General features: G+C 62.2%; 11 protein-coding genes. 9 read left to right on the plus strand and 2 right to left on the minus strand.

Going from position 1 to position 11,892, the window contains the following annotated elements:
* The first annotated feature begins 34 nt into the window (after positions 1 to 34).
* From paaB to M0954_RS23830, 7 genes are all read left to right on the plus strand, one after another.
* Complete coding sequence (gene paaB, locus M0954_RS23800; RefSeq protein ID WP_074301825.1) at positions 35 to 319, plus strand: 1,2-phenylacetyl-CoA epoxidase subunit PaaB; 285 nt, start codon at positions 35 to 37, stop codon at positions 317 to 319.
* A 7-nt stretch (positions 320 to 326) separates the two neighbouring features.
* A complete protein-coding gene (gene paaC / locus M0954_RS23805) occupies positions 327 to 1,130 on the plus strand; it encodes a 1,2-phenylacetyl-CoA epoxidase subunit PaaC (RefSeq protein WP_297355874.1) in 804 nt (267 codons plus the stop codon).
* Between the two features lie 18 nt (positions 1,131 to 1,148).
* Positions 1,149 to 1,688: a 1,2-phenylacetyl-CoA epoxidase subunit PaaD gene (gene paaD / locus M0954_RS23810; protein ID WP_122152766.1), complete on the plus strand. Its 540-nt coding sequence runs from the start codon at positions 1,149 to 1,151 to the stop codon at positions 1,686 to 1,688.
* Position 1,689: 1 nt separating this feature from the next.
* Positions 1,690 to 2,778, plus strand: coding sequence for a 1,2-phenylacetyl-CoA epoxidase subunit PaaE (gene paaE / locus M0954_RS23815; RefSeq protein ID WP_122152767.1), 1,089 nt, complete (start codon positions 1,690 to 1,692; stop codon positions 2,776 to 2,778).
* A 150-nt stretch (positions 2,779 to 2,928) separates the two neighbouring features.
* Positions 2,929 to 3,756, plus strand: coding sequence for a DUF1835 domain-containing protein (locus M0954_RS23820; protein WP_297355876.1), 828 nt, complete (start codon positions 2,929 to 2,931; stop codon positions 3,754 to 3,756).
* A gap of 14 nt (positions 3,757 to 3,770) precedes the next feature.
* Positions 3,771 to 4,376 carry a TetR/AcrR family transcriptional regulator gene (locus M0954_RS23825; RefSeq protein ID WP_122152769.1) on the plus strand — a complete coding sequence of 202 codons (606 nt, stop codon included), beginning with the start codon at positions 3,771 to 3,773 and terminating at the stop codon, positions 4,374 to 4,376.
* A gap of 242 nt (positions 4,377 to 4,618) precedes the next feature.
* Positions 4,619 to 5,287 (plus strand): GNAT family N-acetyltransferase, encoded by a 669-nt coding sequence (locus tag M0954_RS23830; RefSeq protein ID WP_123384987.1) that lies wholly within the window; start codon positions 4,619 to 4,621, stop codon positions 5,285 to 5,287.
* 141 nt (positions 5,288 to 5,428) lie between these two features.
* Here the strand turns inward: M0954_RS23830 and M0954_RS23835 are convergent, their stop codons facing one another.
* On the minus strand, positions 5,429 to 5,947 hold the full coding sequence (locus M0954_RS23835) for an Lrp/AsnC family transcriptional regulator (RefSeq protein WP_123384988.1): 519 nt from the start codon (positions 5,945 to 5,947) through the stop codon (positions 5,429 to 5,431).
* A gap of 155 nt (positions 5,948 to 6,102) precedes the next feature.
* Here M0954_RS23835 and hppD point away from each other — a divergent pair, with 155 nt between their 5' ends.
* Positions 6,103 to 7,200 (plus strand): 4-hydroxyphenylpyruvate dioxygenase, encoded by a 1,098-nt coding sequence (hppD, locus tag M0954_RS23840; RefSeq protein ID WP_123384989.1) that lies wholly within the window; start codon positions 6,103 to 6,105, stop codon positions 7,198 to 7,200.
* 152 nt (positions 7,201 to 7,352) lie between these two features.
* Here hppD and M0954_RS23845 read toward each other — a convergent pair whose 3' ends face one another.
* Positions 7,353 to 7,547 (minus strand): hypothetical protein, encoded by a 195-nt coding sequence (locus M0954_RS23845; RefSeq protein WP_122152773.1) that lies wholly within the window; start codon positions 7,545 to 7,547, stop codon positions 7,353 to 7,355.
* A 366-nt stretch (positions 7,548 to 7,913) separates the two neighbouring features.
* On the opposite strand from M0954_RS23845, the gene M0954_RS23850 reads away from it, so the two are divergent.
* Complete coding sequence (locus M0954_RS23850; RefSeq protein ID WP_297355878.1) at positions 7,914 to 11,513, plus strand: indolepyruvate ferredoxin oxidoreductase family protein; 3,600 nt, start codon at positions 7,914 to 7,916, stop codon at positions 11,511 to 11,513.
* The last annotated feature ends 379 nt before the right edge of the window (positions 11,514 to 11,892 follow it).

Raw genomic sequence — 11,892 nt, forward strand, 5'->3', positions numbered from 1 at the left:
AAAGATTCAGGAGATTTCGAGAATGGACAATTCGATGAACAAGGAATGGCCGATCTGGGAAGTGTTCGTGCGCAGCAAGCAGGGCCTCGACCACAAGCACTGCGGCAGTCTGCACGCGGCCGACGCGCCAATGGCGCTGCGCATGGCGCGCGACGTGTACACCCGCCGCCAGGAAGGCGTGAGCATCTGGGTGGTGCCGTCCTCGGCGATCACCGCGTCCGACCCGCAGGACAAGGCGGAGCTGTTCGAACCAGCTGGCGACAAGATTTACCGCCATCCGACGTTCTACACGCTCCCCGATGAAGTCAACCACATGTAAGCGCGTCATGGACATCACGCCCCAACATCTCTCCTACGTGCTGCGTCTCGCGGACACAGCACTGATCCTCGGTCAGCGCAATGCCGAGTGGTGCGGCCACGGCCCGATCCTCGAAGAGGACATCGCGTTGGCCAACATGAGCCTTGACCTGATCGGCCAGGCCCGGCTGCTGTACACGCACGCCTCAACACTCGAGCACACGCTCACAGGCGCCAGCAAGGGCGAGGACGACTACGCCTATTTCCGCACCGAGCGCGAGTTCGCCAACTACACGCTCGCCGAGTTGCCGCATTACGGGCCGCTCGCTGGCACCGCGCATGCGGACAAGGACTACGCGGTCACGATCGTGCGCAACTTCCTGTATGCGACGCTGATGGCGCATCTGTGGACGGAGCTTATCGCGTCGACCGACGCACAGCTCGCTGCCATCGCCGCGAAGTCGATCAAGGAGACGCGCTACCACGTCCATCACGCCGGCGAGTGGCTGGTCCGGCTCGGCGACGGCACGGACGAGTCGCATCGACGTGCGCAGGACGCGCTTGACTTTCTGATGCCCTACACGCGCGAGTTCTTCAGCGTGGACGCGGTTGAGGAAGTCATCGCCGCAACCGGCATCGGCCCACTGACCGCCGATCTGCAAGCCGCCTGGGAAGAAGACGTGCGGGCCACGCTCGACGAAGCCACGCTCACGTCACCTGAACCGGTGAAGCACGTCACAACCGGCAAACATGGCGAGCACTCGGAACACATGGGCTACGTGCTGGCCGAGATGCAGAGCCTTGCGCGGCAGCATCCCGGCGCAAGCTGGTAGACCCGGGGGGACAACACGATGACCGCGACACTCGCCACAACCACGGACCCAACGCTAGAGCGCGCATGGGCAGCGCTCGAAGCCGTGCCCGACCCGGAGATTCCGGTGGTGTCGATTCGCGAGCTCGGCATTCTGCGCGACGTCCGACGTACTGCCGATGGCATGCTCGAAGTTGTCATCACCCCGACGTACTCCGGCTGCCCGGCCATGTCGCAAATTGCCGAAGACATCGCACACGCGCTCGGGGCTGCGCAGCTCACACCGTACCGCATCGCCACCGTCCTCGCCCCTGCCTGGACCACCGACTGGATGACGGCTGACGCCCGCGAAAAGCTGCGTGCCTACGGCATCGCCCCGCCCACCGGCAATTGCGCGAGCGAAGCGTCTCAAGAGAAAGTAATCCGCTTCGTCCGCAGAACAGCAGTTCCCGCCCCGGCTTGCCCACGTTGCGGCTCGGTCCATACCGAACGTCTCGCGCAATTCGGCTCCACGGCCTGCAAGGCACTGTACCGCTGTCTCGATTGCCGCGAACCCTTCGACTATTTCAAACCATACTGATATGGCCACCCCGCAATTTCATCCCCTGCGTATCCGCGAAGTCCGGCCCGAAACGGCCGACGCGGTCTCGGTCGCCTTCGAAGTCCCTGCCGAACTGCGCGAGCAGTACCGCTTCACGCAGGGCCAGTTCGTTACGCTGAAGACGCACATCGACGGTGAGGAGACGCGCCGCTCGTATTCGATCTGCGTCGGCGTGACCGACTACGACCGCGACGGCGAACTGCGCATCGGCATCAAGCGCGTGCGGGGCGGCCGCTTTTCGAACTTCGCGTTCGACACCCTGCAGCCCGGTCACACGATCGACGTCATGACGCCCGACGGCCGCTTTTTCACGCACCTGAATGCACAGCAGGGTCAGCAATACCTAGCCTTTTCCGGCGGCTCGGGCATCACGCCAGTGCTCGCGATCATCAAGACGACGCTCGAATTCGAGCCGCGCAGCACCTTTACGCTGGTCTACGGCAACCGCAGCGTCGACCAGATCATGTTTGCCGAAGAACTGGAAGACCTGAAGAACCGCTTTATGAACCGGTTCGTGCTGTACCACGTGCTGTCTGACGATCTGCAGGACGTGGAGTTGTTCAACGGCGTGCTCGACCAGCAGAAGTGCGCAGCCTTTATCGAAAACCTGGTGCCGGCCGAGGTGATCGACGAAGCCTTCATCTGCGGTCCCGCGCCGATGATGGACGCCGCCGAGGCCGCGCTGAAAGCCGCGGGCCTGCCGCCCGCGAAGGTCCACGTCGAACGGTTCGGCTCGCCGCTGCCGCAGGCGGGCGTGCCGCCCGTCGAGATCACCGAAGACACGCCGGCGGCGGACCTGGAAATCGTCCTCGACGGCAAGAAACGCAAGCTGCGCCTGCCGTACCAGGGCGTGAGCGTGCTCGACGTCGGCCTGAAGGCCGGCCTCGCGCTGCCATATGCCTGCAAAGGCGGCGTGTGCTGCACCTGCCGCGCCAAGGTGCTCGAAGGCGAAGTACGGATGGAAAAGAACTACACGCTCGAAGAACACGAAATCCGCGACGGCTTCGTGCTGACCTGCCAGTGCCATCCGGTGAGCGACCGGGTGGTGGTCAGCTACGATGAGCGTTAGGCCACACTACGGGCGCTCATCTTCCACGATGCACGCCTGAGCGCTTTCAGCTCACCCGCGATCCGCTTACACTAAGGGCCGCTCGCGATCGGGACCCGGTTCCGCTCGCCAAGCGGCCCTTTCTGTGACTGATTTGCCAGCGAGCTGTTGATGAGCACAATCCACCTGACTAACGGCGACGTCGCCGCCGACTCCCTGCGAACCGCGTTGCAACAGGCGGGACGCGACGATCCCGTGCTGTCGTTGCGCGACGATCTGGCGGTCGGCCCGCTGCGCGGCGCCGACGACACGCCCGAGGTGCGCGCCGAGTTCTGGCAACGCGTGACGGACGGAGCCTCACACGACGGCGCACCAAGGAACTTCCTGGGCGAATTCACCGAACAGGCAACACTGCTGGAGCAGCTTGCGGCCGCTGACACGCAGGTCGCCGTCTGGCACGGCGAAAGCGCGGCCGACCAGTTGACCCTGAGAAGGGTCTGCTACCACCTGCGCAACAGTCCGCAGCGCCTGAACGAAGTCCGCCTCTCGATCCGTGACCTCACCGACCCCGGCGCCTTCGCCCATAGCCGGCCGGATCACGCGACGTCGGTCGGGATGTTTGCCCCAGACGTCCTCCAGACGCGGCTCCCGGACGTTGCACCGATTTCGGTGCTCCGCATCAGCCGCCTCGCCCTCGAATGGCAGGAGGTCAAGCAGACGAACGGCGAGACCCGCCGCTGGCGCGACAACACCTTCACGAGCGGCACCTTCGCCGAACTGGACGCGCTCATCCTCGAACACGCCAGCGACGCCTGGCGACCCGCCGCCCGCATCGCCGCGCAACTGATGGTCGCCGACCTGGGCTTCCTCGTCAGCGACGGCCTCGTGTTCTGGCGCTTCCGCGAACTCGCCGCGAGCGGGCGCGTGAGCCTGCGCGGCGACCCTTCCGCATGGCGCGCACTGGAATTGCGCGCGGACCTTTCCACCTGTTCCAGCTAAGGACCCCAAGGACCATGGCCCGCACCCGCGCCCCTGACCACGAAACCCAGCGCGACCAGATCCTCGAACTGGCCGCGGCCAAGTTCGCGCAGACGAGCTATCCGAGTACCTCAATGGCCGACCTGGCCGCCGCGAGCGGCACTTCGAAGGCGCGTCTCTACCACTATTACGAAAGCAAGGAAGCGATCCTGTTCGATCTGCTCGACCGCTACACCAGGCGGCTGATGCTGATCATCGCGGAAGTGGAAGGCTCGAGCCAGCGACGCGGGCTGACCGAGCGCGAAACCTTCGCCGAACTGATCCGCGCATTTCTGTCCGAATACGAGAACTCCCACAGCCGACACGTCGCGCTGCTGAACGACGTCAAATACCTGGTCGATGCGCAACGCGAGATCATCCTGAATCGTCAGCGCGACGTGGTCGCCGCATTTGCGCGGCAGTTGACACGCGCCTATCCGGAGCGCGCCAACCGCGACAACCAGACGGCGTTGACGATGATGGTGTTCGGCATGATCAACTGGACTTTCACCTGGCTGAAGCCGGGCGGCCGGATGGGCTATGGCGAGTTCGCAGAACAGGTCGTCGCCATGGTCGACCATGGGCTGCAGACCAAGGATTAGCATCGAAATATTGCGCCGCAGCAACCTCAAAGGACGACGGTTGCCTGCAAGCCACAGTTGCTGATGTGGCATATGCATAATAAGTATCTTTTAATAATCATATATATAAAAATAGGTTCACAACAGAATAGAGCATGGCGTCGAATCGATATCCGGGTTTTCCCTAGTTATGGGATGGCGCTTCCGATAGAATTTGACCTTGCGGTGCACCATGCCGCTGGATCAAAAGGAGGACCCCAATCATGACCACGCCCACTACTCACGCCGCCGAGCCGATCGTCACACCCGATCGCCTGTCGCAGGCAGCCGGTCGCGTGCATGCTCTGGTGCGGGAGTTGACCGCTATCGACCGCGAACGCCTGTTGACGCACTTTCTCGCACTGGGCGAAGACGATCGCCTGCTGCGCTTCGGTCAGCCCGTGCCGGACCACGTGATCGAAAACTACGTGCGGTCCATCGAATTCACCCGTGACACCGTGTTCGGTGTTTTCGACAACCAGTTGCAACTGGTCGGCGTGGGCCACCTCGCCTATCTGCCCGCTGAGGGCGACAAGCGCACCGCCGAGTTGGGTGTGTCGGTGCTGGAAAGCGCGCGTGGCCAAGGTATTGGCAGCAAGTTGTTCGAGCGTGCCGCTATTCGCAGCCGCAACACGCACGTGAGCATGCTCTATATGCACTGCCTGTCACGCAACTCCACGATGATGCACATCGCGAAGAAGGCCGGCATGAAGATCGAATACGCGTACGGCGAAGCCGATGCGTATCTGACGCTGCCGCCGGCCGACCAGTCGAGCATCATCGCCGAAATGCTGCAGGAGCAAGCCGCGGTGTTCGATTACGCGTTGAAGCGCCAGGCGCGTCAGGCTTCGAAGATTTTCGAATCGTTCATGCCGGCGGCGGCGGCGGCCTGAATCGCCTGAACGGCACGTTCACGGAATAAGCAATAGGGCGGCCAAGCCGCCCTATTGCTATTGCACCGCCGGAGTTGGTGATCGGCGATCGGCGATCGCACAAAGCAGACCACCATGACGTCACGTCGCCATCTCCTGCGCTCACAAAATCGGCAACGCCGTCGTCTCCTTGAACGTCTCAAGCGAAAAACTCGACTTCACGTCGATCACTGACGGATGGTGCAGCAGCCGGTCTTGCACGAAGCGCGAAAAATGCGCCATGTCCTGCACCTGCACACGTAGCAGGTAATCCATATCCCCGGTCATGGCGTGGCAGGCGACCACTTCTGGCCAGGTCTGCACCGCGGCACGGAACAGATCGGCATGCGTCGCGCCCACCCGTACGGGCGTGCCGTCGCCGCGCGGGCTGATCGTCGGGACGCTTCGCTTTTCCAACCGCACATTCACATACGCGAGTAAATCGAGACCTAGCTGCTGTGCGTCGAGCAACGCGACATAGCCGCGAATCACGCCGCTCTCCTCCAGTCGACGGATGCGCCGCAGACACGGACTGGGCGACAGGCTCACCCGCTCCGCAATCTCCTGATTCGACAGCCGACCATTCTCCTGGAGGATGGTGAGAATTCGCCGGTCGATTACATCCATCTCGATATTAGCCATCTTCTGCCGCCAAGTCCTACTTTTAAGCCATGAAGTAGCGCCATCCTATGCAATCACGATTAAGTTCGCAAGTTTTTACCATGTGCAGCCCTTTACACTGGGCGGCATTCGATTGCGCACCGCGCGCGCCCCATCACGGCAATGAGGAGACAGACATGCAGGTTCAAACGTGGGATAACCCCGTCGGCACCGACGGCTTCGAGTTCATCGAGTACACCGCGCCGGATCCCAAGGCACTGGGCAAGCTGTTCGAACAGATGGGCTTCACCGCGATCGCGCGGCATCGTCACAAGGACGTGACGCTGTACCGTCAGGGCGAGATCAACTTCATCGTCAACGGGGAACCGGATTCGTTCGCGCAACGCTTCACGCGCCTGCATGGCCCGTCGATCTGCGCCATTGCCTTCCGCGTGCAGGACGCCGCCAAGGCGTACAAGCAGGCGCTCGAAAAAGGCGCATGGGGCTTCGATAACAAGACCGGCCCGATGGAGCTGAACATTCCTGCGATCAAGGGCGTCGGCGATTCGCTGATCTATTTCGTGGACCGCTGGCGCGGCAAGAACGGCGCGGAGCCGAACAGCATCGGCGATATCGGCATCTACGATGTCGACTTCGTGCCGATCCCCGGCGCCGACCCGAACCCGGTCGGCCATGGCCTCACCTACATCGACCACCTGACACATAACGTCCACCGCGGCCGCATGCAGGAATGGGCCGAGTTCTACGAGCGCCTCTTCAACTTCCGCGAAGTGCGTTACTTCGACATCGAAGGCAAGGTGACGGGCGTGAAGTCGAAGGCAATGACTTCACCGTGCGGCAAAATCCGCATTCCGATCAACGAAGAAGGCTCGGAAACTGCCGGCCAGATCCAGGAATACCTCGACGCGTACCACGGCGAAGGCATCCAGCACATCGCGCTCGGCAGCGACAACATTTACCGCACCGTCGACGGACTGCGCGACGCGAAGATTGCGCTGCTCGATACGATCGACACTTACTACGAACTGGTCGATCGTCGCGTGCCGAATCACGGCGAGCCGCTCGACGAGCTGCGCAAACGCAAGATCCTGATCGACGGCGCGCCCGAAGATCTGCTGCTGCAGATCTTTACCGAGAACCAGATTGGCCCGATCTTCTTCGAGATCATTCAGCGCAAGGGAAATCAGGGTTTCGGCGAAGGTAATTTCAAGGCACTGTTCGAATCGATCGAACTGGATCAGATTCGACGCGGCGTGGTGCAGGACAAGGCATAACCCGGGCATAACCCCGAGCCCAACGCCGACGCCAAGGCCAACGCACCATAAGAAAAGGGCGAGGATCGCAAGATCCCCGCCCTTTGTTGTCTCAGCAGCCGCCCTAGTTTCACGCGGCAAGAATTGGATCGACGAATCGCCTCAGCAATACATCACGAAAGCTGATCGTCCTCGTTGGCTTCGCTCGAGGGCGTAGCGCGGTCGGAGGCAATACGAGCGGGCGAGACACGCGCCGTACAAGCCACCGCGTTCGCGAGCGTACTCGCGCTATTGGAGCGCACCGGCGCGCTCATCGCAAAGAATGCGGCGGAGACCATCAGGAAGGTCTGGATATTTCTAGTGTTCATGCGTACTCCTTTTCTAACTACCTGTTTGTCGTGAAGCTCCACCAACCGCGGAGCGTTGCGCGAACACGTGCACAGGTGGGTGGTTAGACTGGGTTTTCAAGATGGGTTCCGGGAAATTGAAGCTTTTACAGCTTGTTACACGATGCCCTGAAAATAATTCAACATCTCCCTTGACTGTCACAACCGCGTCATTGGCGGCGTATCGATTCGCGCCGCAGCACAGCATTTTTAATGCCATGCGGCGGGTTTCTCCCAGTGCTACCATCACTTAAAACACGTCAATATGACGACCCCGGCCGAAGCATTCACAAGATGCCGAGGCCAACAAGTTTTGGCGATCCCAAACAGGTTGGAGGAGTACAGACAATGAACGCCCCGCTAGACGCCGGTCAGCGAGCCTCGCTCGAAGCCGCGCTCAATTCCGTCACGCTAGACGACAAATACACGCTGGAACGCGGCCGCGCATACATGAGCGGCATCCAGGCGCTCGTGCGTCTGCCGATGTTGCAGCAGGAACGTGACAAAGCCGCAGGGCTCAATACTGCCGGTTTCATTTCCGGCTATCGCGGATCTCCGCTTGGCGGTCTCGACCAGTCGCTGTGGAAGGCGAAACAGCATCTCGCCGCACACCAGGTCGTGTTCCAGCCCGGCGTCAATGAAGACCTCGCCGCCACTTCCGTGTGGGGCTCGCAACAGGTCAACCTGTATCCGAACGCCAAATTCGATGGCGTGTTCTCGATGTGGTACGGCAAAGGCCCCGGCGTCGACCGTTCCGGCGACGTGCTGAAGCACGGCAATTCGGCCGGCTCGTCGCAACATGGCGGCGTTCTCGTGCTCGCCGGCGACGACCATGCCGCCAAGTCCTCGACGCTCGCGCATCAGTCCGAGCACATGTTCAAGGCTTGCGGCCTGCCGGTGCTGTTTCCGTCGAACGTGCAGGAATATCTCGACTTCGGCCTGCACGGCTGGGCCATGAGCCGCTATTCCGGCCTGTGGGTCGCAATGAAGTGCGTGACCGATGTGGTCGAATCGTCGGCTTCGGTGGATATCGATCCGCACCGCACGAAAATCGTGCTGCCAGAAGATTTCGTCATGCCGGACGGTGGCCTGAATATCCGCTGGCCCGATCCGCCGCTGGTCCAGGAAGCACGTCTGCTCGATTACAAGTGGTACGCCGCGCTCGCCTACGTGCGCGCCAACAAGCTGGACCGCGTGGAGATCGATTCGCCGCAGGCGCGCTTCGGCATCATGACGGCCGGCAAGGCTTATCTCGACGTGCGTCAGGCGCTGACCGACCTCGGACTCGACGACGACACCTGTTCGCGCATCGGCATTCGCCTCTACAAGGTAGGTTGCGTGTGGCCGCTCGAAGCGCAAGGTGCACACAGTTTCGCGCAAGGTCTGGAAGAAATTCTGGTGGTTGAGGAAAAGCGCCAGATCCTCGAATACGCGATCAAGGAAGAGCTGTACAACTGGCCGGACGCACAACGTCCGCGCGTGTTCGGCAAGTTCGACGAGAAGGACGGTGCCGGCGGCGAATGGTCGGTGCCGATGGGCAACTGGCTGCTACCGGCGCACTACGAGCTATCGCCGGCGATCATCGCCAAGGCCATCGCCACGCGTCTGGAAAAATTCGACCTGCCGTCCGACGTACGCGCACGCATCGCAACGCGTATCGGCGTGATCGAAGCGAAGGAAAAAGCGCTGGCCCGGCCGCGCGTCGAAGTCGAGCGCAAGCCGTGGTTCTGCTCCGGCTGTCCGCACAACACGTCGACCAACGTGCCGGAAGGTTCGCGGGCAAAGGCCGGGATCGGCTGCCACTACATGACAGTGTGGATGGACCGCAGCACCAGCACGTTCAGCCAGATGGGCGGCGAAGGCGCTGCATGGATCGGCCAGGCGCCGTTCACCAACGACAAGCACGTGTTCGCCAACCTCGGCGACGGCACCTACTTCCACTCGGGGCTGCTGGCGATTCGCGCGGCGATCGCGTCGAAGGCGAATATCACCTACAAGATTCTGTACAACGACGCGGTTGCGATGACGGGTGGCCAGCCGGTCGACGGCGTACTGACCGTGCCGCAGATCACGCATCAGCTTGCCGCCGAGGGCGCCACGAAGATCGTGATCGTCACCGACGAGCCTGAGAAGTACCACGCGAACGTCGGTCTCGCGCCGGGCATCACGATTCACCATCGCGACCAGCTCGACGACGTGCAGCGCGAGCTACGCGAGATCTCCGGCACCTCGATCCTGATCTACGACCAGACCTGTGCAACCGAGAAGCGCCGTCGTCGCAAACGCGGCACGTATCCGGATCCGGCGCGCCGTGTGGTGATCAACGAAGCCGTCTGCGAAGGCTGCGGCGACTGCTCGGTGAAGTCCAACTGTCTGTCGGTCGAACCGATGGATACCGAGTACGGCACCAAGCGTCAGATCAACCAGTCGACCTGCAACAAGGACTTCTCGTGCGTGAACGGCTTCTGCCCGAGCTTCGTCTCGGTTGAAGGCGGACAGTTGAAGAAGCCTAAGGCGTCGTCGGGTGCGAGCGCTGATGCAATGCCGCCGGTGCCCACGCCTGAACTACCGTCGATCGAGCGTCCGTATGGCGTGCTCGTCACCGGCGTAGGCGGCACGGGTGTCGTGACAATCGGCGCGCTGCTCGGCATGGCCGCTCACCTCGAGAGCAAGGGCGTGACGGTACTGGACGTGACCGGCCTCGCGCAGAAGGGCGGCGCCGTGATGAGCCATGTGCAGATCGCAAAGCAACCCGCCGACATCCACGCGACGCGCATCGCCATGGGCGAAGCCAGTCTCGTGATCGGCTGCGACGCGATCGTCACCGCCAGCGACGAATGCGTCTCGCGGATGCAGGTGGGCCGCACGCGCGTTGTGCTGAACAGCGCGCACACGCCGACCGCTGCGTTCATCAAGAACCCGAACTGGCAATTCCCGGGCGCCGATGCGGAATCGGACGTACGTCTCGGCGCCGGCGATGCCGGGGTCGATGCGATCGACGCCAACCACTTCGCCGTCGCGCTGCTCGGCGATGCGATCTACACGAATCCGTTCGTGCTCGGCTACGCGTGGCAAAAGGGCTGGGTGCCGCTGACGTACGAATCGCTGATGCGTGCTATCGAGCTGAACGCGGTGCAGGTCGAGAAGAATCTTGCAGCTTTCGAATGGGGCCGCCGCGCCGCACACGACCTCGCTGCTGTGCGCAAGATTGCCCAATCGCAGGGCCGCACCGCAACGACGGAAACCGCCAGCAGCAAGATCATCTCGCTGCATACGCCGAAGGCACTCGACACGCTGATCGATAAGCGCGCCGACTATCTGACCGCGTGGCAAAACGAAGCTTACGCAGCGCGCTACCGCGAACTGGTGGCGCAGGTGCGAGTGGCGGAATCGGCGCTCGACTCGGGCGACGGCCAATTGCCGTTGACCGAAGCGGTGGCGAAGAACCTCCACAAGCTGATGGCCTACAAGGACGAGTACGAAGTCGCCCGCCTATACGCCGATCCGGCGTTCATGGAAAAGCTGAAGGCAAGTTTCGAGGGAGACTGGAAGGTCAATATCCACCTCGCGCCGCCGGCTTTCTCGAAGAAGGACACGCACGGTCATCTGATCAAGAAGAAGTACGGACCGTGGATTCTCAGCGCCATGCGCGTGCTCGCGAAACTCAAGTTCCTGCGCGGCACCGCGTTCGATGTATTCGGCAAGACAGAAGAGCGTCGCACCGAGCGGGCGCTGATCGGCGAGTATGAGGCGCTGGTACGCGAGGTGATCGGCGGCCTGAGCGCGCAGAAGCACGCGTTGGCAGTCGAACTGGCGAACCTGCCGGACGGCATCCGTGGCTACGGACACGTGAAGGAAAACAACCTGAAGGGTGTGCGGGTCAAGTGGCAGGAATTGCTGGGTCGCTGGCGCGCGCAGCAAGGCAGTCAGGCACAGCACGCTGCGTGATGGCGGTGAGATGCCCGTGCGGCAAGCGGGCATCCACGGCGCCAGCGCCGAGGCAGCGGCTTGGGAGACGAGGAGACGAGCCTAGGCTGATCATCCCGCGCGCAATGCTTTAGATGCAAATAGAAAAGGCGGCTGCCCGCGAGGACAGCCGTCTTTTTTTGCCTGCAGTCCACGCCACGAAGTACACCTCAGTGAGGCCTCCGTGGCGTTGGTACTTCGCATCTGCAAGCGCCGCAAAAATCGGCGCAGCACCAGCGCAGAACAGCGACAGTTATTGCGCGTTCGCTTTCACACGCGCGCTTGCCGAAGCCACCGCCGTCATGTTGATGATCCGGCGCACAGTCGCAGCCGGCGTCAGGATATGCACCGGCTTTTCTGC

Source organism: Paraburkholderia sp. (genome assembly GCF_026225065.1).
Taxonomy (GTDB): domain Bacteria; phylum Pseudomonadota; class Gammaproteobacteria; order Burkholderiales; family Burkholderiaceae; genus Paraburkholderia.

What these genes read in the sequence shown, in the direction of transcription:
- paaB (WP_074301825.1), top strand. Translation starts at nt 35, where the DNA reads ATGAACAAGGAATGGCCGATCTGGGAAGTGTTCGTGCGCAGCAAGCAG.
- paaC (WP_297355874.1), top strand. Translation starts at nt 327, where the DNA reads ATGGACATCACGCCCCAACATCTCTCCTACGTGCTGCGTCTCGCGGAC.
- paaD (WP_122152766.1), top strand. Translation starts at nt 1,149, where the DNA reads ATGACCGCGACACTCGCCACAACCACGGACCCAACGCTAGAGCGCGCA.
- paaE (WP_122152767.1), top strand. Translation starts at nt 1,690, where the DNA reads ATGGCCACCCCGCAATTTCATCCCCTGCGTATCCGCGAAGTCCGGCCC.
- M0954_RS23820 (WP_297355876.1), top strand. Translation starts at nt 2,929, where the DNA reads ATGAGCACAATCCACCTGACTAACGGCGACGTCGCCGCCGACTCCCTG.
- M0954_RS23825 (WP_122152769.1), top strand. Translation starts at nt 3,771, where the DNA reads ATGGCCCGCACCCGCGCCCCTGACCACGAAACCCAGCGCGACCAGATC.
- M0954_RS23830 (WP_123384987.1), top strand. Translation starts at nt 4,619, where the DNA reads ATGACCACGCCCACTACTCACGCCGCCGAGCCGATCGTCACACCCGAT.
- M0954_RS23835 (WP_123384988.1), bottom strand. Translation starts at nt 5,947, where the DNA reads ATGGCTAATATCGAGATGGATGTAATCGACCGGCGAATTCTCACCATC.
- hppD (WP_123384989.1), top strand. Translation starts at nt 6,103, where the DNA reads ATGCAGGTTCAAACGTGGGATAACCCCGTCGGCACCGACGGCTTCGAG.
- M0954_RS23845 (WP_122152773.1), bottom strand. Translation starts at nt 7,547, where the DNA reads ATGAACACTAGAAATATCCAGACCTTCCTGATGGTCTCCGCCGCATTC.
- M0954_RS23850 (WP_297355878.1), top strand. Translation starts at nt 7,914, where the DNA reads ATGAACGCCCCGCTAGACGCCGGTCAGCGAGCCTCGCTCGAAGCCGCG.